At 60.7% G+C, this 21091-nt stretch carries 21 protein-coding genes; 13 read left to right on the top strand and 8 right to left on the bottom strand.

All coding sequences use genetic code 11. The annotated features are described in order from the left end of the window. Positions 1 to 203 precede the first annotated feature (203 nt). The gene (locus DL86_RS09485; protein ID WP_036260687.1) at positions 204 to 929 is read left to right on the top strand and encodes a glutathione S-transferase N-terminal domain-containing protein; all 726 of its coding nucleotides are present in this window, start codon (positions 204 to 206) and stop codon (positions 927 to 929) included. 142 nt (positions 930 to 1071) lie between these two features. After that, positions 1072 to 1848, top strand: a complete 777-nt coding sequence (locus tag DL86_RS09480; RefSeq protein ID WP_036260685.1) for a PRC-barrel domain-containing protein — start codon at positions 1072 to 1074, stop codon at positions 1846 to 1848. 104 nt (positions 1849 to 1952) lie between these two features. On the opposite strand, the gene DL86_RS09475 is transcribed toward DL86_RS09480, so the two are convergent. From DL86_RS09475 to DL86_RS09465, 3 genes are all read right to left on the bottom strand, one after another. Then, positions 1953 to 2537 carry a phosphatase PAP2 family protein gene (locus DL86_RS09475; RefSeq protein WP_051953100.1) on the bottom strand — a complete coding sequence of 195 codons (585 nt, stop codon included), beginning with the start codon at positions 2535 to 2537 and terminating at the stop codon, positions 1953 to 1955. Positions 2538 to 2852: 315 nt separating this feature from the next. Further along, positions 2853 to 3185 carry a chaperone modulator CbpM gene (locus DL86_RS09470; protein ID WP_036260683.1) on the bottom strand — a complete coding sequence of 111 codons (333 nt, stop codon included), beginning with the start codon at positions 3183 to 3185 and terminating at the stop codon, positions 2853 to 2855. Further along, the gene (locus DL86_RS09465; protein ID WP_036260854.1) at positions 3182 to 4075 is read right to left on the bottom strand and encodes a DnaJ C-terminal domain-containing protein; all 894 of its coding nucleotides are present in this window, start codon (positions 4073 to 4075) and stop codon (positions 3182 to 3184) included. The genes DL86_RS09470 and DL86_RS09465 overlap by 4 nt, the downstream gene beginning before the upstream one ends. 443 nt (positions 4076 to 4518) lie before the next feature. On the opposite strand from DL86_RS09465, the gene DL86_RS09460 reads away from it, so the two are divergent. From DL86_RS09460 to nikR, 3 genes are all read left to right on the top strand, one after another. After that, the gene (locus tag DL86_RS09460) at positions 4519 to 5691 is read left to right on the top strand and encodes a patatin-like phospholipase family protein (RefSeq protein WP_036260852.1); all 1173 of its coding nucleotides are present in this window, start codon (positions 4519 to 4521) and stop codon (positions 5689 to 5691) included. 187 nt (positions 5692 to 5878) lie between these two features. Further along, positions 5879 to 6637, top strand: a complete 759-nt coding sequence (locus tag DL86_RS09455) for an acetoacetate decarboxylase (RefSeq protein WP_036260682.1) — start codon at positions 5879 to 5881, stop codon at positions 6635 to 6637. 149 nt (positions 6638 to 6786) lie between these two features. After that, a complete protein-coding gene (nikR, locus tag DL86_RS09450; protein ID WP_051953099.1) occupies positions 6787 to 7263 on the top strand; it encodes a nickel-responsive transcriptional regulator NikR in 477 nt (158 codons plus the stop codon). A gap of 178 nt (positions 7264 to 7441) precedes the next feature. Here nikR and DL86_RS09445 read toward each other — a convergent pair whose 3' ends face one another. From DL86_RS09445 to DL86_RS09435, 3 genes are read right to left on the bottom strand one after another with little or no spacing between them, the layout of a single operon-like run. Then, positions 7442 to 8416 carry a HEAT repeat domain-containing protein gene (locus tag DL86_RS09445; RefSeq protein WP_036260681.1) on the bottom strand — a complete coding sequence of 325 codons (975 nt, stop codon included), beginning with the start codon at positions 8414 to 8416 and terminating at the stop codon, positions 7442 to 7444. After that, positions 8416 to 8649 carry a 4Fe-4S dicluster domain-containing protein gene (locus DL86_RS09440; RefSeq protein ID WP_036260679.1) on the bottom strand — a complete coding sequence of 78 codons (234 nt, stop codon included), beginning with the start codon at positions 8647 to 8649 and terminating at the stop codon, positions 8416 to 8418. Before DL86_RS09440 ends, DL86_RS09445 begins: the two co-directional genes overlap by 1 nt. A gap of 9 nt (positions 8650 to 8658) precedes the next feature. After that, positions 8659 to 10392, bottom strand: coding sequence for a fumarate reductase/succinate dehydrogenase flavoprotein subunit (locus DL86_RS09435; RefSeq protein ID WP_084572825.1), 1734 nt, complete (start codon positions 10390 to 10392; stop codon positions 8659 to 8661). A gap of 180 nt (positions 10393 to 10572) precedes the next feature. Between DL86_RS09435 and DL86_RS09430 the strand changes: the two genes are divergently transcribed. The 4 genes from DL86_RS09430 to DL86_RS09415 all read left to right on the top strand — a co-directional run bounded on the left by DL86_RS09430 (position 10573) and on the right by DL86_RS09415 (position 14802). Then, entirely contained in the window at positions 10573 to 11391 is an 819-nt protein-coding gene (locus DL86_RS09430; protein WP_084572824.1) for an ABC transporter ATP-binding protein, read from the top strand. Continuing rightward, the gene (locus tag DL86_RS09425; RefSeq protein ID WP_156964563.1) at positions 11388 to 12173 is read left to right on the top strand and encodes a Crp/Fnr family transcriptional regulator; all 786 of its coding nucleotides are present in this window, start codon (positions 11388 to 11390) and stop codon (positions 12171 to 12173) included. The genes DL86_RS09430 and DL86_RS09425 overlap by 4 nt, the downstream gene beginning before the upstream one ends. A 153-nt stretch (positions 12174 to 12326) precedes the next feature. Beyond that, entirely contained in the window at positions 12327 to 13172 is an 846-nt protein-coding gene (locus DL86_RS09420; RefSeq protein WP_156964562.1) for an ABC transporter permease, read from the top strand. A 208-nt stretch (positions 13173 to 13380) separates the two neighbouring features. After that, positions 13381 to 14802 (top strand): ABC transporter substrate-binding protein, encoded by a 1422-nt coding sequence (locus tag DL86_RS09415; protein ID WP_036260676.1) that lies wholly within the window; start codon positions 13381 to 13383, stop codon positions 14800 to 14802. Positions 14803 to 15023: 221 nt separating this feature from the next. Here DL86_RS09415 and DL86_RS09410 read toward each other — a convergent pair whose 3' ends face one another. Further along, entirely contained in the window at positions 15024 to 15362 is a 339-nt protein-coding gene (locus DL86_RS09410) for a YdhR family protein (RefSeq protein ID WP_156964561.1), read from the bottom strand. Between the two features lie 356 nt (positions 15363 to 15718). Between DL86_RS09410 and DL86_RS09405 the strand changes: the two genes are divergently transcribed. The 4 genes from DL86_RS09405 (at position 15719) to DL86_RS09390 (ending at position 20565) form a co-directional block, all read left to right on the top strand. After that, complete coding sequence (locus DL86_RS09405) at positions 15719 to 16762, top strand: alpha/beta fold hydrolase (protein WP_280948991.1); 1044 nt, start codon at positions 15719 to 15721, stop codon at positions 16760 to 16762. Positions 16763 to 16861: 99 nt separating this feature from the next. Next, the gene (locus DL86_RS09400) at positions 16862 to 17521 is read left to right on the top strand and encodes a DUF938 domain-containing protein (protein WP_036260842.1); all 660 of its coding nucleotides are present in this window, start codon (positions 16862 to 16864) and stop codon (positions 17519 to 17521) included. A gap of 168 nt (positions 17522 to 17689) precedes the next feature. Further along, complete coding sequence (locus DL86_RS09395; RefSeq protein WP_036260673.1) at positions 17690 to 18418, top strand: SDR family NAD(P)-dependent oxidoreductase; 729 nt, start codon at positions 17690 to 17692, stop codon at positions 18416 to 18418. A 674-nt stretch (positions 18419 to 19092) separates the two neighbouring features. Beyond that, positions 19093 to 20565 carry an MBL fold metallo-hydrolase gene (locus tag DL86_RS09390; RefSeq protein ID WP_036260672.1) on the top strand — a complete coding sequence of 491 codons (1473 nt, stop codon included), beginning with the start codon at positions 19093 to 19095 and terminating at the stop codon, positions 20563 to 20565. A gap of 142 nt (positions 20566 to 20707) precedes the next feature. Here the strand turns inward: DL86_RS09390 and hypB are convergent. After that, a partial coding sequence (gene hypB / locus DL86_RS09385; protein ID WP_036260670.1) for a hydrogenase nickel incorporation protein HypB occupies positions 20708 to 21091 on the bottom strand: 384 nt, incomplete at its 5' end.

Genomic DNA, 21091 nt, shown 5'->3' with positions numbered 1-21091 from the left:
GCGCTGTTTCAGCGAGTCACAAAAGATGTAGGCTCGAGGCGATAGGGTCTCCTATCTAGAGCGCTTTCAGTTTCGGCGGAATCAGAAAGCAGCTCTAGGTCTTTGTTTTGTCGCATTTTCTTAACGCGAACCGGCATCCACTTCGCTCGAAAATGCTCTAAGGGCGGCGTCCGCGCCGGCGCCCCCACATTCGGAGCGCATCCATGATCGATCTTTATTATTGGCCGACCCCGAACGGCAAGAAGGTGACGATTTTCCTCGAGGAGTCGGGCCTCGACTACACGATCGTTCCGGTCAATATCGGCCGGGGCGACCAGTTTTCCGACAGTTTCCTGCGCCTTAATCCCAATCATCGCATGCCGGTCATCGTCGATCATGACCCACTTGGCGGCGGCGCGCCGGTCAGCGTTTTCGAATCCGCCGCCATCCTGTTCTATCTGGCGGAAAAGACCGGCCTGTTTTGGCCGCAGGAGCTCCATCAGAAATATGAAGCAGCGCAATGGGTGATCTGGCAGGCCGCCAATCAGGGTCCAAAGCTCGGCGAATGCGGCCATTTCCGGCGGCTTGGCGACACGCAAGGGGATCAGTCCTATGCCGTGCGCCGTTACACCGACGAGGCGAACCGCCTTTATGGCGTGTTGAACAATCGGCTTTACGACCGGCCCTATTTGGCCGGCGCGGATTATACGATCGCCGACATGATCTCCTATCCCTGGTCCGCGCTTTGGGAGTCTCAAGGCCAGGACATCAACGAGTTTAAATATTTCAAGCGCTGGCTCGAGGCCGTGGCGGCGCGGCCGGCGGTTCAGCGCGGCATGGCGGTCGGGGCGGAGCTCGGCGCCGATAACGCCAATCTATCGCAGGAGGAACAGGAGCGCCGGGCCAAGATCCTCTACAATCAACGCGCCCGGCCGGCGCCGCCAGAGTAGCGGGGCGCTCGCCGCTTCGACAATGGGGTCGGCGAATGACGCATTGACAAAAAGACCCCGCCGCAGTGACAAGATCCGGACGAGGGCGAACGCGCCGCCGGATAGACCGGATAGAAAAGACTTATTGAGGAAGGATTCCGCCATGCTGTTCGTCGAATCAACGCTCAAGGGTTACGCCGTCGAGGCCAGCGACGGCGCGATAGGGACGGTCGGCGATTTCCTCTTTGACGATCAGAGCTGGAAGATCAGATGGCTGGTCCTCGAACCCGGCGAGTGGCTGCCGGGGCGGAAAATTTTGCTCCATCCCTCGGCGCTCGCGGAACCCGATCCGGTGCGGCAATCGATCGCCGTGAAGCTGACCAAGGCGGAAGTCGAGAAGAGCCCGGACTTCCTCGATCACCAGCCGGTGTCGCGTCAGATGGAAGCTCATCTTTACGATTACTATGGCTGGGATCCCGCCTGGGGCAGCAGCTATTTCGGCCTTGGCGCGATCGCCACGCCGTTTTCGCCGCCGCCGCTGGTGGGAGGCCTCCCGCCCGAGGAGGCGGCTGAGGCCGTCGCTCCTCCCGAAGACGCGGATCCGCATCTCCGCAGCACGACGGAGGTCACCGGCTATCATATCCACGCCACCGATGGCGAAATCGGCCATATCGAGAATTTCGTCTTCGATCACGCCAATTGGGACATCCGCTACCTTGGCGTCGACACTAGGAACTGGTGGCCGGGACAGCATGTCCTGATCGCGCCTTATGCGGTGCGCGAGATCGACTGGACGGATCGCCATATCGAGCTGAACATCACGCGCGATCAGGTCAAGGCGAGTCCGCCCTGGGACTCCGTCGAAATGGTCGATCACTCCTACGAACAGCAGCTGCACAGCCACTACGACTGGCCGGGCTACTGGTTCTACCGCGAATGAAAGCCTTGGTTTTTGGCGGCGGCGCGGCGCAGCCCGGACGATCTATGCCCGCTTGAGAGCGATGCCTTTTCGATCCGATGAGATCGGATCAGGACGCGCTGTGGTCACGCTCCGCCAAAGAGGCTGACAATCAGCGCGCCAAAGCTTAGCGAGAGGCTTGACACCGGATAGGACACGAGCATCCCCAGCCCAGAGCCCGCCAGGACGTCGCTGGGGTAATGATGCGCGGCGGCAAGGCGCGCCCATGCCATCGCCGCCCAAAGGACAAGGCAGATCGAAAGCGCTTCGGGAAACACCAGGACGATCGGCACCAGCCCGCCAGTCAGCGTCATCGCATGGCCGCTTGGGAACGAGTGCTCGTCGAGCGCGGCGAGCAAGGACTTGAGATCGGGAGCCTTCTGGAAGGGACGCGGCCGCGACATCCAACGCTTCAGCGGCGGATAGACGCAATGGAGGATCGTGGCGTTCAAGGCGCCAGCCCAGATCACGGCAAGCGCCCTCGGTCCTCCCAGCACCAGGCAGGAGCTGCCCAAGGCTGGGTAAATCCAGCCGTTTCCCATCCAGCTTATGGCGATGGCGGAAGCGCGGAAGAGTCTTGGCCGGGCAGAGCGCGCACACCAGCGCACGAGCAGGAGATCCGCTCTTTCACAGGCGGAAATCGATTGCCGTCCGAAAGCGGCCAATGTCATGGGCCCTCGTCTGGAAGCTGGAGCGCTTTCAGTTTCGGCGGAATCAGAAAGCAGCTCTAGGTCTTTGTTTTGTCGTATTTTCTTAACGCGAACCGGTATCCACTTCGCTCGAAAATGCTCCGGCAATAGGGAAATGCCCGAGCAATCTTGCCCGAATTTCTTTATTCTGCATCATGTTGTCTCAAAGACCTACGGCCTTTTTCGGACCTGACGCCGAGCGCGCGTCCTGATCGATCGGGACATGCTTCGGTTCGAGGCGTTGGAGCATGTCCCGAGTATTCTGCGGCTTGTCGCGAGCGGGATCGTGGCGGTCCCTTAAGGCTTCGGGCGCGCGGCGATGGCGGCGAGCAGGGCGGCGCGAACCTCCGGCGGTTGGCCTTCCAGAGCGCGAGTCAGGGCCTTGAGGGTCGCGCGCAGATCGTAAACCTGATCGATGAGGGAGAGGACCAGCGGCGCGGTATCCTCCGAAACGCCCATATCGCGCCGCAGGTCGAAGATGAGCTGGATGCGGGCGATGTCGATCTCTTGAAAGATCCAGTCTTCCGGCCCGGCCGGTTCGGGCCGGACCCAGCCGCGTTCGATCCAGGCGGCAAGCTCCACTACCTCGAGATCGGGAAAGCGGGTGACGATCGCCTCGAGCCGCATCATGCTTCCTCCAGCGTCGCGCGAGGATTGAAGGGATGGCGTGGTTTCCAATTCTCCAGGAAGGCGGCAAGTTCCGGCTCGTCGCCCGGAGGCAGAACGATCAGCAGTTCGACGAACTGATGGCCGCCGCCTATGCCGCGTCCCTTGAGCCTTAGCCGGGTTCCGCTGTTGGAGCCGGGGGGGATCGTCACGGCGACCGTCCCGCCGATCGTCGGCACATGCACCTTGGCGCCAAGCCGCGCCTCGGCGATCGACACCGGCAGTTCGACAATAATGTCATTGCCCTCGCGGCGGAAGAACCGATGCGGCGTCACCGTCACTTCGACAAAGGCGTCGCCCGGGGGGCCGCCGCCGATTCCCGGCATTCCTTTGCCGGCGAGCCGCAAAGTCTGGCCGTCCTTGAGGCCGGCCGGTATGGCGACGTCCAGAGTTCCGCCATCCGGCAGCGTGAGGCGGCGCTGGGCGCCTTTCGCCGCGTCGAGGAAATCGACGGCGAGGGTGTAATGCGCATCCTGGCCGCGCGCGGCAAAACCGCCATGGCCCCGTTGGCGGAAGGCCTGCCGCAACAGGCTTTCGAGATCGTCCTCGTCAAATCCGGTCTCGGGCCGATATTTGCCGCCGCCGGCCTCCTCGCCGAAGTCGCGATAGTATTGGCGCGGCGGCGGCCTTTCAGCGCCGTCGGCGTCGATTTCGCCGCGATCAAATCGCCCCCGCTTCTCCGTGTTCGAAAGCAGCGCGTAGGCCGCCGAGATTTCCTTGAAGCGGGCCTCGGCCTCGGGCTTGTCCGGGTTCACGTCCGGGTGGTGCTGTTTGGCGAGCTTGCGATAAGCCGCCTGGATGGCCTTCTCGCTGGCGGTGCGCTCAACGCCGAGTATCTGGTAGGGATCTTTCATCGCCGCTTGATCCAAGTGCCTGCAGTGCGCGCGGCGATCCCATGCCGCTTGGGTCCAAAAATGATTTTTATGCGGTCCCCGCCGACACAAGGCGTCCGTGCAAACCGGGCCGCGCCGCCGCCGGTCAACCCGCTGATCCGAGCGCGTCGACGCGCTGCATCGATGGGCTCGCCTTTGGCTCAACCACGCGGCGGATATGGCGGCGCCGGCGAAGGGAAGAGATTGTCATCTTACTCCCGTACACGAAAACTGCATAGGCCAGGGTTCTCAGACTTGAAGCTCCAGAACGATTCGGGCCTCCGCTCTCAGCCGCGCCGATGGAAAACAAAAATTGTCCTGCCACGCAACAGCCGCCAATGCTAAAAGTGATAAAAGTAAATGATTGCGCTCAAAACGAGCGCCAAACCGCGCCGCGCCTTCAGCCCACCCATAGGGATCCCGCCATGTCCGGTCAGCCTCATTTGCGGGAGAATACCCCCGCGCCGCGCGAGCGCCCGCCTTTCGAGCGCATCGCGCTTCTTCTGCAAGGCGGCGGCGCGCTTGGTTCCTATCAGGCCGGCGTATACGAAGCCTTGGCAGAAGCCAATCTCCATCCCGATTGGGTCGCGGGCATCTCGATTGGCGCGGTCAATTCGGCGCTGATCGCGGGCAATCCGCCGGAGCATCGCGTCGCCCGGCTGCGGGAGTTCTGGGAGACCGTCTGCCAGCCTCCCTTTGGCCTCTCCGCTCTCGCGTCGGCCGAAATTAAGGACGACTTCACCCACCGCCTTGTCAATCAGACCCGCGCTCTCGGCATTCTCCTTTTCGGCGCGCCTCAATTTTTCAAGCCGCGCATCCCGCCGCCATACCTCTATCCGCCAGGCAGTCCGGAAGCCCTCAGCTATTACGATGTCTCTCCGTTGAAGGCGCTTTTGGAGCGTTTGGTGGATTTCGACCTGATCAATTCCGGCGCGATGCGCTTTAGCGTCGGCGCGGTCAATGTTCGCAGCGGCAATTTCGTCTACTTCGACAATGATGTCGATCAGATCGGCCCGGACCATGTGATGGCGAGCGGCGCCTTGCCGCCTGGATTCCCGGCCACCGAAATCGACGGCGAGCAATATTGGGACGGCGGACTCGTCTCAAATACCCCGCTGCAATGGGTGCTGGACAGCCGCCCGCGGCAGGATACGCTCGCCTTTCAGGTCGATCTTTGGAACGCGCGGGGCGAATTGCCGCGCAATCTGATCGAGACGGAGCTGCGGCAAAAAGAAATCCGCTACTCCAGCCGCACCCGCGCCGGGACCGATCAATTCCGCAAGATGCAGACGCTTCGGCGGGCCTTCGCGCATTTGATGAAGCAACTTCCCGAGGAGCTGCTTCAGACTCCGGAGGTGGAGTTGCTTGCCGCGGAGGCCGATGAGAAGGTCTACAATCTCGTCCAGCTCATCTATCACGCCCAGAATTACGAAGGCAGCTCCAAGGATTTTGAGTTCTCGCGCCGGACGATGCTGGAGCATTGGAAGGCGGGATATAATGACGCGGTCCACACCTTGCGTTATCCGGAGGTGCTGAAGCGGCCGGAGGGCCCGGACGGGGTCTTCACCTTTGACCGCGCCAACTTGCGGCGGGACTAGATCACGATGCTTTTAGATGGAAACATCCAAAAGCGTGAAACGTGATCTATTGTTGAGAAGAGAGCGGGATTTGAGGCGAAAAAGCCGGATTTCCACCTTTTCGCACCCCGCTCTAGGGCATGTTCCGAAAAAGTTCGGAATGCAGCAATCTGAGCAAGATTTTTGTTGCCAATCAGGAGACCGACCGATGAAGCTCGCCGAGGTCCGCAAGAAAGCCTTCGCCATGCCGCTGAACGACCCGGCCTATCCGCGGGGTCCCTACAAATTCTACAATCGCGAATTCGTGGTGATCAGCTATCGCACCGACCCCGAGGCCTTGCGCGCGGTCGTGCCCGAGCCGCTCGAGGTCATCGGCGACACCGTCAATTATGAGTTTATCCGCATGCCGGACTCGACCGGCTTCGGAGATTACACCGAAACCGGCCAGGTCATCCCGGTGCGGTTTACGGGCAAGGATGGCGTCGCGCAAGAAGGCGGCTATGTGCACGCCATGTATCTCGATGACAACTCGCCGATCGCCGGCGGACGCGAGATCTGGGGCTTTCCGAAGAAACTCGCAACGCCCAAGATCACCCATGAGAGCGAGACGCTGGTCTGCACGTTACACTACGGCTCCGTGCTCTGCGTCTCCGCCACGATGGGCTATAAGCATCGCGAGCTCGATCCAGCGCCCTTGTTGCAAAGCTTGGCCCGGCCCAATTTCATGATCAAGATCATCCCGCATGTGGATTGCACCCCGCGAATCTGCGAGCTGGTGCGCTATTATTGCGAGGACGTCACGCTGAAAGGCGCGTGGTCGGGGCCCGCCGCCATCCAGCTGTTCGAGCATGCGATGTGCGATGTCGCCCGCCTGCCGGTGCGCGGCGTCGTCTCCGCCAGCCATTTCGTCACCGATCTGACGCTCGGGCTAGGCGAAGTCGTGTTCGATTATTTGAAGGACGCCTGAGCCGCGCCTCGATTGCCCAAGCGCGCTTCCTACGGCAAACTGTCTGCAACCTCTCGGGATGCGCTCCTCTTGAATATTGATCTCCGCAGGCTCCCTTCGGCCAGACTTCGACTTGGGGATCATGCGACGCTTTTGAAGGAAACCATCCGATGCAGCGGGTCACCATCACTCTCGACGATGAACTCATCGCGGAACTGGACCGCTTCATGAAGGGACGCGGTTATCAGAACCGGTCGGAGGCCATTCGCGATCTCGCCCGCGCCGGCATGCAGCAGGCGCGGGTTGAGACAAGCGACAGCGGCGATTGCGTCGCCGCGCTGGTCTATGTCTATGACCACACCGTGCGCGAACTCGCCAAGCGTCTCGCCGACGCGCATCACCACCATCACGATCTGTCGGTCGCCGCCATGCAGGTTCATCTCGACCACGCCAGCTGCATGGAGGTTGCGCTGCTGCGCGGAGCGACGCAGGAAGTGCATCATTTCGCCGAACATGTCATCGCCGAGCGGGGCGTCCGGCATGGCCGGCTCGTCGCTGTCCCGGTCGAAGTCAAGCAGGAAACCCACGCCCACGGCAAGGATCAAGCGAAGCGGCATCCGCATATCCACGTCCGCCACGCTGGATAACGGCGCCGCGCGCTGGTCTTAGAACATGCTCAGACCCTTTGAATCTGATCGGCGAGCGCTCTAGCGGGCTGTTGAAAAGGCCTTTGGCCAGAAGTAAATCCTGCGGGGCGGTGACGAGCGGTCTGGATCGCTTTTCGCGCTATGTCGATCTTGAGTCTCGGGTTGGGCAAGTCAACTTTCAGCTCCGAGTGGACTCAACGAGTTGAATGGAGCGGCGGGCGATTTTCCGAACATCGGGATCGATGTCCCCAGCTGCCGTCTCAAGAAAAGGCAAGGCATCCGGATGACCGATGTCGCCGAGGGCCGCCGCGACATCCTTGCGAAGATTGCTGATCGGAAAGCCAATGAGATTGCCGAGCGCCGGGATCGCCGCGACAGCTTTGAGTGTGCCAAGCGCGAGAGCAGCCTTGCCTCGAACCTGCCAGAACTCGTCGGAGAGGCTATTGATCAGTCCGGCGATGGCGCCCTCCGCCTTGACCCTCCCGGCGAGCACGACGGCCGCCTCGCGCACCAACCAATGGGGGTCCGAAAGGCAGGTGAGAACCGAGCCGAGCGACGCCTCGGCAGGCGCGAAGGCGAGCGCCGAGATCGCCGCCCGCCGCACCTCGACATTTTCATCGGACGCAGCTTTCACGAGAGCGGGGAGCGCTTTCGTGGCCTTGAGATAAGCGAGAATGCCAACTGCTTCGCGCCGAACGCGCGCATCGGCATCGCCCAACGCTTCGAGCCCTGGCTGGAAAGCCGCTTCTAAGCGCAGATTGCGCAGACCGCGGCAGACCGCAATACGCACTTCGGCCCGGGGATGCTTGATAAGAGCAAGGAGTGGCGGCGCGGCTTCAGGAGATTTCAATTCCGCGAGACTTGCGGCGGCGGCCTCGGCCACCGCCGCGTTCTCGTCCAGCAGGGCCTGCGCGAGCGCTTCAGCCGGCGCCAATCCGTCGAACTGCTCCAGACCGAGCGCCGCCTCCCTGCGAACGGCGGCGTCAGAATCGGCGATGGCGTGGATGAGCAGCCTTTCGGCCTCGGGTCCGGGGGTCTCGGCGACCTCCCTCGCCGCGACGCTGCGCTCAGCGGCGTCAAAGCTCGCCAGCCGTCGCTCAAGATCGACGAAGTCGACCTGCGGCTCATCGAAGAAACCGGACTGTTTCATCATCAGCGCAACAGATAGGGGATGGCGACAGTGACCGCTTTGGTCGGACAATCGATGGCGCATGGCAGGCAATACCAGCATTCGTCATAACGCATATGCGCCTTGCCATTCGCCGGATTTATCCGCAAGACATCGAGCGGACAGACATCGATGCAGACGGTGCAGCCTTTGTCCGCGATGCATTTTTCCGCGTCGATTTTGACCGGCATTTCAGATGGATTGTTTGCTATCGGCATTGATTGACCTCAGGCGTGCGCGGGAATGCGGAGGCGATGATAGGCGTCCTTCTCCGTCGCATCGATCGGCACGATGTAAGGTTCGATCGGGCGCTTGCGGCAGGCCATCCGGCTGTTCTCGTCCTTGAAGAGCTGCAGGTGACAAAACCAGTCGGCATCGTTCGGCTCGGGATAATCCATCCGATAGTGATAGAGGCCCCAGCGGCTTTCGGTGCGAAAGAGCGATGCGGCGGCCGCCATGTCGGCGCAGTCGAGGATTGAATAAACCTCGAGCGCGCGCATTAATTCGTGCGGATCGCGCGCCATCATTCTTGGCAGATCGGCCCGAATTTCCGCAAAGCGCTGTTGCGCGATTTCATATTTTCGCGTCACTTTCGGCGGCTGCAGGTAGTCGTTCACGAACCGCCGGATCTTGTATTCGACCTGGTTGGGCGGCAGCCCATCGTCATTGCTCAGCGGAGCGCGCACGCGCAGCCTCTCGGCCTCGACCTGGCCGGCGTCATATTCGGCGAGCGGCGCGGAGGCCGCGAATCTGGCTGCGTCCTCCCCTGCGATCGCGCCGTTCACAAAGGCGCCGAGCATGTAATTATGAGGGACGCTCGCCATATCGCCAGCTGCGTAAAGGCCCTCGACGGTGGTGCGCGCATGTTCGTCGACAAAGACGCCGGAGGCGCTGTGGCCGGCGCAAAAGCCGATCTCCGAAATATGCATTTCGACCATGTCTCGGCGGTAGTCAGCGCCGCGGCCGGCATGGAAGAGGCCACGCGACGGCCGTTCGACATGATGCAGGATGTTCTCGATCTCGGCGACGGTTTCCGAGGCGAGATGATTGAACTTGAGGAAGACGGGCCCTTTGCCGCCGTGGAGCTCCCGATAGAATTCCATCATCATCTGGCCGGACCAATAATCGCATTCGATGAAGCGCGCGCCCTCGCTGTTGGCCGTATAGGCTCCGAACGGGCCGCCGACATAAGCGCAAGCCGGACCGTTATAGTCCTTGATCAGCGGGTTGATCTGATAGCATTCAAGGTTCGAGAGTTCGGCGCCGGCATGATAGGCCATGGCGTAGCCATCGCCGCAATTCGTCGGATTCTCGTAGCCGCCCCAAAGATATCCCGATGCAGGCAAGCCCAATCGGCCCGCCGCCCCCATGGCGAGAATGACCGCCTTGGCGCGGATGACAAGGATCTCCGCCGTGCGGCTGTTGACGGCGATCGCGCCAGCGATCCGTCCGTCCGCGCCTCTCAGAAGACGCGTCGCCATGAAGCGGTTGGAGATAAGCGTCTGGGCTTGCCGCAGCCGGCGGTAGAGGATTTTTTTGACATTGGCGCCGTTCGGCATGGGAAGGACATAGGCGCCCAGATGATGCACCTTCTTGACGTCGTAATCGCCGTTTTCGTCCTTGAGGAACTTGACGCCCCAATCGTCCAGTTCCCGGATCATGTCGAAGGAGCGCTCGGCATAGGCGAGGATGGGCTTCTGATCGACGATGCCGTCATTAGCGATGGTGATTTCACGGACATATTGCTCCGGCGTCGCGAAGCCCGGAACGACGGCATTGTTCAAGCCGTCCATGCCGATGGCGATGGCGCCGGAGCGTTTGACGTTGGCTTTTTCAAGCAGGAGGACATTCAGCGCCGGATTGGCGGTTTTTGCCTTGTAAGCCGCCAGCGGGCCCGCGGTGCCGCCACCTATGACAAGCACATCTGTTTCGAACAGGTTGTCTGGCTCGGCCATCTGCATCTTTCGACTCTCCATCCCGCATTTTCGCGTCGAGTCGGAGCTTTGTCTGGCAAGTAATTGCTCTTCGCCACCCGCACAATCGCTTTACTCTATAAATCTAATGAGGTATTTCTTTATCGTTCCGCGCTGGGCCTGCGGGCCTTCTCCAAGCGAAATGAGCGTTTTCTTGCGAAGGATGTCATGACAGCACGCGCATGGCGTCGCCCCGATGAAGTGAGCCGCGGTCGGGTGGCCATTCATGACCTCTGCGTGCGGTTTGGCGCCCAGATCGCCGTTGAAGGATTCCGGCTCGACATTGCGCCCGGAGAGTTTATTTGCCTCCTCGGCGCATCCGGATGCGGCAAATCGACCGTCCTGAACGCCGTCGCGGGCTTCGTTGCGCCCGCGGCTGGCCATATTCTGGTGGATGACGCCCCGGTTCGCGGCCCCGGCGCGGACCGGGGAATGGTTTTTCAGCAATATTCGCTGTTCCCCTGGAAGACCGTGCTGGAAAATGTCGCCTTCGGGCCGCGGATGCAGGGCGCCTCGCGGGTCGAAGCCCGTCGGCAGGCGCGCGAATATATTGAATTGGTTGGGCTCGCTGGTTGCGCGGACAAATATCCGGCGACCCTTTCCGGCGGCATGCAGCAGCGCGTGGGAATCGCGCGCGCCCTCGTCAATCGGCCGAGCGTCCTTTTGATGGATGAGCCATTTGGCGCGCTGGACGCGCAGACGCGCTGCCTGATGCAGGAAAATCTGTTGCGGCTATGCGCGCAAGTCGGCGCAACCGTCCTCTTCGTCACGCATGATGTCGACGAAGCCTTGTTTCTCGCCGATCGCGTCGTGGTCATGAGCGCCGCGCCTGGCCGCGTTTTGTTCGACCTAGCCATAGACCTGCCCCGACCGCGGCCGCAGGATGTTTTCGCGCTGCCCGCCTTTGCCGACGCCAAGCGTGAATGTCTAAAGTTCATCCGGCAGGAGAGCCAACGCGCATTCGACGGCCAAGGAGCAGCACGATGAACCTCCCGATGCCGGCGGGCGCGCGCAACCCTTCGCTTTATTTGTGCGAGAGCGACCATCGCGACGCGGGAGGGCCGAACCTTCTCCTCAGCCTAACCGCTGAGGAAAATCGGCGCCTGCGCGACGTCTCCTCCGTGCGGCGATTCCAGGCTGGGCAAGACGTGTTCAGACAAGGCGAGCGGCACGAAGGAATGTTCGTCATCCTTTCGGGCGAAGTGCGCACCTATTATACTGGGCCATCGGGACGCGAATTGACGCTCGCCTATTGGACGCCTGGAAACTTCGTCGGCGGCCCGGAGATTTTCGGCGGGGGCCAGCATATGTGGTCTGGCCGGGCGATGCGGCTGACTCAGGTTCTCCACGTCAGGGGCGGCGAATTGCGTCGTCTGATGAGCGAAACGCCCAATCTCGCGATAGCGATGGTCGAGGCTTTGGAGCACAAGGGAAAGTGCTACTCGGCCATGATCCACATGCTCGGCACCCGATCGGCGTCGGAGCGTTTGGCGCAACTGCTCGTGTTGATGGCGGACCGGGACGGACGGCGTTGCAAGGAAGGCGTCGTTATATCTCGCACGCTGACACATGAAGATCTCGCAAAAATGGTCGGCGCGACCCGCCAATGGGTGACGATGACGCTCGAGCGCTTGGTCGCGCAAGGCATGATCGACATCAGGCGAACGCAGATCGTCATTCTCGACGAACAAAGGCTGCGGCGTTTCGCCGGTTGCGCCGTCGAAGACGCCTCGCCGCGCGGGAGCGAACCCCAACCCTTGTCGCTGTAGACGCACGCAGGCAAATGCAACGCCGACGGCCTCGGAGTCTCGCGACGTCGAGGCAATTAGTTGACGAAGCCACTTGCCGCGCAGGGATAACATGGTTGCATCCTGGTCTTGCCTAAGAGCCTGGATCGTCCACTCTGTTTCATCGAAGGCGCCATGGTCGATATTTCCACCAATGCTCCGGCCCAAAGGAAAAAAGGCGGCGCGTCGATGCGGACGCGTTTGCCGCCGCCGCGACGTCTGCTCCTTCGGCTCGCATCCGTCGCCGGCCTGGTTCTTTTATGGCAAGCGGCTTCGACCTATCGGCTGAGCTTGGGGCTTGTCACCTTCGCCAATACCCCGCCGCCCAGCGAAGTCTTCGAAGCGGCTCTCGCGCTCGCCCACTCCTCCAAGCTCCTGCCACACCTCGGCAGCAGCTTGATGCGGGTCTTCGGCGGCTATCTCGTCGCGTGCGGGCTCGGAATTCTCCTTGGCCTTGCCATTGGGCGCACGAAATGGGCCGAAGACGTCCTGCTGCCGCCATTGGAGTTGATCCGCCCGATTCCGGCGGTGGCCTGGATTCCCCTTGCGATCCTGATGTTTCCCTCGGCGGAAGCTTCGATGATATTCATCACTTTCACCGGGGCTGTGTTTCCGATTCTTCTCAATACGATTCATGGCGTCGAGGGGATCGACCACAGGCTTATCGCGTCGGCCCGCAGCCTTGGGGCCGGGCGCGGCGCGATTTTGCGGGAGGTCATCGTTCCAGGCGCATTGCCCTCGATCGTCACCGGACTCGCCATCGGCATGGGCACCGCGTGGTTCTGCCTCGTCACCGCCGAGATGATCTCCGGACAATTCGGCATCGGCTATTACACCTGGGAGGCCTACACGTTGCAGAACTATGCCGATATCGTCGTCGGCATGTTGATCATCGGCGCTCTCGGGATGGCGAGCAGCGCCTTAGTCCGAAAGATCGGCGCTTGGGCGATGCCTTGGCATGCCGTCAAAGGCCGCGTGTGAAGATGAGCATCTTCTGGTTCGCGGACGCAGGAAATTAATTGCTTCTCTCTACCCATCCGAAGCTCACACTACACGTATGGATTGGCGTCGCGCCTTTCACACATGAGTCCTATGCATAAACGAGTGCGGGAGTCTCACCGCGTTCGCCGCCACCCACGCGGATCGGTCTTGATCCGTCTTTCGTCATTTCCCGCTTACGAGGATCGTCATGCGCCTACCTCATCTTCTCTTCAGCTTGTCGGTCGGTTTGAGCATGATCGGCGCGGCGCAAGCCGAGACGATCCGCGTTGCGGTCGGCACGCAGGACACGACCATCAATTGCGCGACGGGCGGGCTCCTCATTCGCGAACTCGATCTCTTGAAAAAATATCTGCCGCGGAAAGGCAAGTACAAGGACGCTGTCTACGACATTCAATGGAAAAACTTCACCAGCGGCGCCCCGCTCACCAATGAGATGGTGGCCGGCAAACTGGACTTTGGCGCCATGGCCGATTTCCCGGGTTCGCTAAATGGCGTCGCCTTCAAAAAAGCGGGCAAGCGCAGCCTGTTCATCAGCGTGCTTTCGGGCAGCGTCAAAGGCAGCGGGAACGGGATCGTTGTGCCGACGGAGTCGAGCGCGCAGTCGCTCGCCGACTTGAAGGGCAAGACGATCTCCGTGCCTTTCGCCTCGACCGCCCACGGAATGCTCTTGCGCGCGGTCAAGGCGCAGGGGTGGGATCCGGAAAAAGATGTCCAAATAATCAGCCAGGCGCCGGAAGTCGCGGGCTCCGCCCTGCAAAGCAACAAGGTCGATGCGCACGCCGATTTTGTTCCCTTCGCTGAACTTTTCCCCGCCCGCGGGTTCGCGCGCAAGATCTTCGACGGTTCGCAAGCCGACACGCCGACCTTCCATGGCCTTCTGGTCGATGCGGATTATGCCGAAAAATACCCTGAAATCGTGGTCGCCTATTTGAAGGCGGCGATCGAGGCCAATCGGCTTGTCGCTGCCGAACCTGAGAAATACAGCGAGCTCATCGCCAAAGTTTCCGGCATCGAAGCGCCGGTCATTTATCTGTTCCATGGTCCGCTCGGCTTGCAGACCAGGGATTTTTCGTGGAAGCCAGAATATCGCAAGGACGTCGCCACTTCGGTCGAAACGCTGAAACTCTTGAAGCGCGCGGATACGGATCTCGACCTCGATGCCTTCATCGTCGATAAATATATCCGTCAGGCCTTCGCCGAGTCAGGCCTCGACTACAGCGCGCAACTGGCCAATTATTCTCCGTCTCCGCTCAAGGCGAAGGACGCAACGACCGGCGCGCCAATTTCGGATTTGAAGCGCGTCGCTCAGATCTGGCTGAAAGGGGAGCCATTGGTCCGTCACTACGCGTCGCCGGAGGCAGCCCTGAAGGCTCTCCTGAGCTTTGAGAAAGCGGGCAAGTCGACTGGCGCCGTCTACGCACAAGACCGCAACACTGGAATTAAACTTCTCGCCGACCAAGCATGGTTCGTCGCCAATGGACCAGAAGAACTCAACGCCTTCCTCCTGAAGAGCGACGCCGAGGCCTGGGCGCAAAGCCATGGCGGCGAAGTCAAGGATTTCGCCGGCGCAAAAGCCGCCCTGCAGTCAGCGCGGGCCGCCAATCGTTGATGCGATGAATGCGGCGCGCGCCTTGGCCAAGTTTAGGGCGCGCGCCATGCGGGCGACATCGCGCGGCCTTGCGCTTTCGACCAATTGGCCGCGTCAGGGTAATTGCGCCGTCGCATTTATCAGGGCCGCAAGATCGTGGCCTCAAAGCGCGAGCTTGCCGCGAACGAAACCATTGCGCGCCAGCTAGCTTAATTGGATAGGTTTCGAGCGGCGCGATCCATTCACGCGGCGACGGACTCGTCAACGCGGGCATAGTAGGGCGATGCTATGCCCCGGCTGGCCTCTTCAACCACATCTCCGTCAAAGAGCTTCACCGAAAGACTGCCGCCCAACTGCTTGGCGGCCCCAGCAAGATAGCCCTCGGCATAGGCCCTGGCATTTTCAACGGAGTCGAATTCGTAGAATCCGCCGATCGTATTGGCGCCTATGCCGCTCAGCCATGTCTTGCTCTTCAAGCCCTTTTCTTTGCTCATGGCGATATTGATCGCGGGCCAATCCACTGCGTTGAAGGGCACGGAAACTTGGATCTCCGCATATAGAAAAACTTTGCTCACGCTCATTACAGCTCTTCCTTTCATGAGAATGCCGCCTGTGGCGGCTTGCGTTCCTATGCACAGGTTCGACGGGAGGTCGCGGCTGCGCGTCGATCCCATGTCGACGCCTGTATCCCAACCCTTGCGCAAACGCACATCGCAACGGATCCTTGGCCAAGGCTAGCTGACGATCCCGACCCTCCAATGGCCTAAACCAACGCCGTCCCCGGCGGAGCAAAAAGCCGCCGCGCATCCGATCAAAATTTCTTTATTGCTAAAATCTATAGACTTTGATCAAATATGTCCAGAGCCGAGGCCCGCAGGAGTTTTTCCCCATATGCAGGGGAGCTGCGGCCAATCGTCCCGCGATAAGGATGCAGATCGTGGCTAATCTTTATTATTCGCAGGAAAGCCATGGGCCGTTCGAAACCTACGATCTCGGCGATTTCGACCTGGAGGACGGCGGCCGCATCAGAGGCTTGAAACTAGCCTACGCCACCTTTGGCGCGCTTGCCCCTAACAAGGACAATGCGATTTTATTTCCAACCTGGTATTCGGGAACGAGCAAGAGTCTGGAGCGCGCCTATGTCGGTCCGGGTCGCGCGCTTGATCCGGACAAATATTTCATCATTCTCGTCAACCAGATTGGCAATGGCCTTTCCAGTTCGCCACACAACGCACCCGTCCCTTTCAATGGTCCGCGGTTTCCCCGCGTTCGCATCGCCGACGACGTGCGGGCGCAGCATCGGCTGATCACCGAGAAATTCGGCATCGAGAAACTTGAGTTGGTTCTCGGCGGGTCGATGGGCGCCCAGCAGACCTATGAATGGGCCGTCCGCTTTCCTGATGTCGTCAAGCGAGCGGCGCCTATCGCCGGCGCAGCCAAGACCGCGCCGCATAATCGATTGCTGGTCGAAACCTTCATCGAGGCGATCGCCAGCGATCCGGCTTTGGATGGCGGTTGGTACGCCGACCCGCACGCCGCGCATCGGGGCCTGCGACGGCATGCAAAATTATTCGCAACCTCCGGCTTCACGCACAACCTCTTCAATGCCGCCGGATGGCGAGCGCTCGGCTTTTCGTCCGTCGACGACTTCGTGATCGGCTTCGTCGAAAATCATTTCATTCAGCAAGATCCCAACAACCTGATCCTGCAGGCTTCGAAATGGCAGGAGAATGATGTCAGCCGGATCGCTTCGGGCGACTTAACGAAGGCGCTGTCCCGCATCACCGCGAAAACCTTCGTCATCGCAATCGAGGAGGATGGCTTTTTTCCCCTCAAGGATATCGCCTTCGAACAAGCATTCACGCCAAACAGCAAATTGAAGCGCGTGTCGTCACAATGGGGGCACCTGGCTCTGTTCGGCGTCGACCCTGGGTACAACGCGCAGATCGACTCTCATTTGAGAGAGCTCTTGCAAAGTTGACGTCCTGAAATGCCGGCGCGTCGGCGGCAGTCGCCCGCATGAGGCGACCGACGTCGCATTCGGCGTCGGTTTTGGCTCATGAAGAAACAAGGAGAAACCATGTCTGTTATCGATCTCGTCGACAGGCCAGCGATCGACCCCTATCCGCTCAGCCCCTATGTCGCATGGGCCGGCAACCGGAACCGCGATCCGATCCTTTCGGTTTTCAAGGAGCTTTTCCCAAAGACCGGCGACGTCCTGGAGCTCGCCAGCGGCAGCGGCATGCATATCAATTATTTCGCGCCCCATTTCCCGCAATTGCGGTTTCAGCCATCCGATTATGATGCTGATGTTTTCGAGAGCATCAAGGCGAAGCGGGCCGAGGCCGGCGACGCCAATGTCGCGGACCCGGTGCGCATCGATTTGACGAATCCGGAAACATGGCCCGACCCGAAGGATCGGCTTTATGACGTCATCTTCGTCATCAACCTGTTCCAGGTGGCGCCCGTGTCCATCATTGATGGAATAGCGCAAGTGGCTGCGCGGGTTCTCAAGGACGACGGCTTCCTCGCCATTTACGGTCCGTTTAAGGTGGACGCCAAATACACCACCCAATCCAACGAGGATTTCGACAAGGAGATCCTCGCTGCGAAGGTTCCCGAATGGGGACTCAAGGACGTGCGGGATTTGGAAAGGGCGGCGAATGCGCACGGGATTGTCTTGAAGCAGCAGTTAGGCCTGCCGGCGAACAATTTCATCCTTCTCTTCGGCAAGCCCTAAAGTGCGCTGAACTTCCCGGGGCGGGGGCCGGAAGCGCGGCCGGCTGAGCAGCTGGCCGGAGTGGCGGGCGGGCGTTCGCTTTGCTGTCGAAGCGGGCGCCCGTTTCGCTATTGAAACTGGCGAGGCCGCCAGCAATACTGCAAAGTTGCGGCCACAAAGGGATGAAAATTGAATTCTGGCTCGGCAGTTGTTCTAGGGGTTGGAGCCACGGCGGGCCTCGGCGCCGCCTTGGCTCGCCGATTCGCGCGTGAAGGGATGCGCGTGATCGTGTCCGGCCGAACGCCGGAACGGCTGGAGGCGGTCGCAACGGCCATTCGGCGCTCTGGAGGCGCGGCGGAAACGCTGGTCGCGGACGCGACGCGAGAGGCGGACGTCATCGCGCTCTTCGACCGCGCCGCCGCTGGGGGCGATCTTGAGCTGGTCGTCTATAATGTCGGCAACAATGCCATGGCCCCCTTGCTACAGACCGACGCGGACTTGTTTGAGAGCCTGTGGCGGCAGAATGCATTCGGAGGCTTTTTGGCGGGCCGGGAATCGATCCGGCGCATGCTCCCGCAGCAGAAAGGCACTTTGATCTTCACCGGCGCCACGGCCTCGCTCCGCGCCCGCCCCCCTTTTACAGCCTTTGCCGCGGCCAAAGCAGCGTTGCGCGCGCTCGCGCAGGGGTTGGCGAGAGAATTCGGACCGTCGGGCATACATGTGGCCCATGTCGTGATCGACGGCGTAATCCGGGGAGATTTCGCCCGAAGCCGGTTTCCCGATTTCTTTGACTCGAAGGGCGAGGACGGACTCCTCGAACCCGATGCGATCGCCGATGTCTACTGGGCCTTGCATCGTCAGACAAAGAGCGCCTGGACGCATGAACTTGATCTGCGTCCTTTCAAGGAGCCCTTTTGAGCGCCTCGGAGCGAAGCCACCGCTCAGGCCGCCTCGGCGCAGCGCCTATGGCGAATATCCGGGAGCGTGGCTGATCCACAACCGATAGCCGCTCCGACGAAAGCTAGAGCATTTTCGAGCGAAGTGGATACCGGTTCGCGTTAAGAAAATACGACAAAACAAAGACCTAGAGCTGCTTTCCGATTCCGCCGAAACTGAAAGCGCTCTAGAGCCGGATGACTTTGGACGGAATCGCAACGCGATCTCGTCCAAAGTCTTAAATCCGCCTCTCATCAAAGAGTTAGAGCATGATGTCGGCCGAAAACCGGTTTCCACTTTTCGGCATCATGCTCTAGCTTGCTCATCAGGTCACGCTCGGCGCAACGGCGCGGGCGGCAAAGCGGGTCGAACGGCGCGTCGATGAGAGGCGGCCGTACATTGACGCGCCCTCAGCTAGAGAGCTCGACGCAAAACTCCGGTCACGCGATCGCTTAAGCAACCGGCCCTACCGGTTGGAAAATCCCGGCTGTATCGCATGCGCCAATTGCCTGCCCCTCGATCTGAACGGATGCAGAAAGACCCGGATTAGGTCAGGTTTTAGCCCAGCTCTTGGCTCGGTCGTCTTGACGGATGCAATTGCATTATGCTTTATTCTACTAGTTTAGTAGACTTTTAGCCATAAAGAAGGGGTTCTCATGCAGAGAGCGATAATTCCAATTCGCGGCCTGACGCTGGCCATGACCATGGCCGTGTGCTCAGCGCACGCAGCCTCCTTGCAGGAAGCGGCGAGCGCACTTGGCGTCGCCGGCGTAAAATCCATCGAATTCTCTGGTTCCGGACTCTGGTTCCAGTTTGGCCAGGCGCCAAATCCGAACCTTCCCTGGCCGCGGTTCGATGTTAGCAGTTACGTCGCCAGCATCGATTATGGCGTTCCCAGCGCGCGAGTGCAGATCGTGCGCAAACAGGCCATCGAGCCTGGCCGCCAGCGGCCCGCGCCGGTGGAGCAGAAGCCTGACCTTTATGTGAGCGGCGCCCAGGCCTGGAACCTTGCGCCGCCGCCCAACTCTCCACCGGGAACGGCTCCGGTCGCCACCGCCCAACCCGCCGCCGTGGAAGAGCGCATCGCGGAAATTTGGTCGACCCCGCAAGGCTTCCTGAAGGCCGCGCTGGCGAACAACGCCAAGGCGGAGCCCAGTGGAGCAAAGGTGGAGGTATCCTTCACGGCCGAAGGAAAATACCGATATGTCGGCACAATCAACGAGCGCAACCAGATCGAACGGGTGCGCACCTGGATCGACAATCCGATCCTCGGCGACACGTTGGTGGAGACAAGCTTCGCCGACTACAAGGACTTCGGCGGCGTCCAATTCCCCGCCCATATCGCGCGAATTCAGGGCGGCCATCCGGTGCTCGATCTGACTATCGCCGCAGTCAAGCTGAACCCTGCCGTGGACATCGCCATCCCGCAGAATGTGGCGAGCTCCCAGCCGACGCCGCCTACGGTCGCGGTTAACAAGCTGGCAGACGGCGTCTATTATCTCACCGGCGGGACGCACCACAGCGTGGCCATTGAGCAGCGCGATCACGTCGTGCTGGTGGAAGCCCCTCTCAACGAGGAGCGCTCACTCGCTCTTATCGACAAGGTCAAAGAGACAATTCCCAACAAGCCGATCAAATATCTCGTCAACAGCCACGTCCATTTCGACCATTCGGGCGGCCTGCGCACCTTCGTCGACGCGGATGCCGTCATCGTGACCCACGAACTCGACAAGCCCTATTTCGAAAAGGCATGGGCCGCGCCGCGGGCGCTGCATCCGGACCGGCTGTCGACGTCGCAGAAGGCCGCGAAGTTCGAGACCTACGCCGACAAGCATGTGCTGACCGATGGTTCGCGCACGATCGAAATCCATCGGATCGCCGGCAATGGCCACAGCGACGAATTGGCTCTGGTTTACCTGCCAACCGAGAAAATCCTGATCGAGGCCGACGCCTATACGCCGCCCGCCCCCAATGCGACGCCGCCTGCGGCGCCGAACCCCTATTCGGTGAATCTTTACGAGAACATTCAGAAGCTCAAGCTGGACGTGTCTCAGATCGCAGCGCTGCATGGCCCTCGCGTCGTAACCCTCGCCGACCTCCGCGCGGCGATCGGTCAAGCCACGAACTAGAACGCTTCCCGATCAGATGGAACCATCTGATCGGGAAGGAATCGCTTAAGATCAGATGGTTGGAGCATGCTCTTATGGGACATCTGATATATCCGATGTCCCAATATCGAAAAAGTCGATCGACTTTTTTAAGAACATGCTCTTACCCCCCTTGCTGGGTCTTTTTGGCTATGATCCATTCGCGCCATTGGTCGAGGCCTGCTCCGGATTGGGCGGAGAGGTGGATTGCGCGGATGCCTGGATTGACTTCGCGGGCCATTTCCTCGCAGCGGGCGATGTCGAAATCGACGTAAGGGGCGAGGTCGATCTTGCTGATGATCATCAGCTCGGCGGCGCGGAACATATGCGGATATTTGAGCGGCTTGTCGTCGCCTTCGGTCACCGACAACACGACGACCTTGGCGCGTTCGCCGAGATCGAACAGGGCCGGACAAACAAGGTTGCCGACATTCTCGATGAACACGAGCGATCCGAACCCCGGCCGCAGGACGTCGAGGCCGCGGCGGACCATGTCGGCGTCGAGATG

Origin of the sequence: Methylocapsa aurea, assembly GCF_000746085.1 — a bacterium.
Lineage (GTDB): Bacteria > Pseudomonadota > Alphaproteobacteria > Rhizobiales > Beijerinckiaceae > Methylocapsa > Methylocapsa aurea.
This window is presented reverse-complemented; position numbering and strand designations above follow the sequence as displayed.

Coding starts and splice junctions, on each gene's coding strand:
- DL86_RS09480 (WP_036260685.1), top strand. CDS start 1,072: ATGCTGTTCGTCGAATCAACGCTCAAGGGTTACGCCGTCGAGGCCAGC.
- DL86_RS09435 (WP_084572825.1), bottom strand. CDS start 10,392: ATGCAGATGGCCGAGCCAGACAACCTGTTCGAAACAGATGTGCTTGTC.
- DL86_RS09440 (WP_036260679.1), bottom strand. CDS start 8,649: ATGCCGATAGCAAACAATCCATCTGAAATGCCGGTCAAAATCGACGCG.
- DL86_RS09430 (WP_084572824.1), top strand. CDS start 10,573: ATGACAGCACGCGCATGGCGTCGCCCCGATGAAGTGAGCCGCGGTCGG.
- DL86_RS09475 (WP_051953100.1), bottom strand. CDS start 2,537: ATGACATTGGCCGCTTTCGGACGGCAATCGATTTCCGCCTGTGAAAGA.
- DL86_RS09455 (WP_036260682.1), top strand. CDS start 5,879: ATGAAGCTCGCCGAGGTCCGCAAGAAAGCCTTCGCCATGCCGCTGAAC.
- DL86_RS09410 (WP_156964561.1), bottom strand. CDS start 15,362: ATGAGCGTGAGCAAAGTTTTTCTATATGCGGAGATCCAAGTTTCCGTG.
- DL86_RS09415 (WP_036260676.1), top strand. CDS start 13,381: ATGCGCCTACCTCATCTTCTCTTCAGCTTGTCGGTCGGTTTGAGCATG.
- DL86_RS09445 (WP_036260681.1), bottom strand. CDS start 8,416: ATGATGAAACAGTCCGGTTTCTTCGATGAGCCGCAGGTCGACTTCGTC.
- DL86_RS09400 (WP_036260842.1), top strand. CDS start 16,862: ATGTCTGTTATCGATCTCGTCGACAGGCCAGCGATCGACCCCTATCCG.
- DL86_RS09390 (WP_036260672.1), top strand. CDS start 19,093: ATGCAGAGAGCGATAATTCCAATTCGCGGCCTGACGCTGGCCATGACC.
- nikR (WP_051953099.1), top strand. CDS start 6,787: ATGCAGCGGGTCACCATCACTCTCGACGATGAACTCATCGCGGAACTG.
- DL86_RS09425 (WP_156964563.1), top strand. CDS start 11,388: ATGAACCTCCCGATGCCGGCGGGCGCGCGCAACCCTTCGCTTTATTTG.
- DL86_RS09465 (WP_036260854.1), bottom strand. CDS start 4,075: ATGAAAGATCCCTACCAGATACTCGGCGTTGAGCGCACCGCCAGCGAG.
- DL86_RS09485 (WP_036260687.1), top strand. CDS start 204: ATGATCGATCTTTATTATTGGCCGACCCCGAACGGCAAGAAGGTGACG.
- DL86_RS09420 (WP_156964562.1), top strand. CDS start 12,327: ATGGTCGATATTTCCACCAATGCTCCGGCCCAAAGGAAAAAAGGCGGC.
- DL86_RS09470 (WP_036260683.1), bottom strand. CDS start 3,185: ATGATGCGGCTCGAGGCGATCGTCACCCGCTTTCCCGATCTCGAGGTA.
- DL86_RS09460 (WP_036260852.1), top strand. CDS start 4,519: ATGTCCGGTCAGCCTCATTTGCGGGAGAATACCCCCGCGCCGCGCGAG.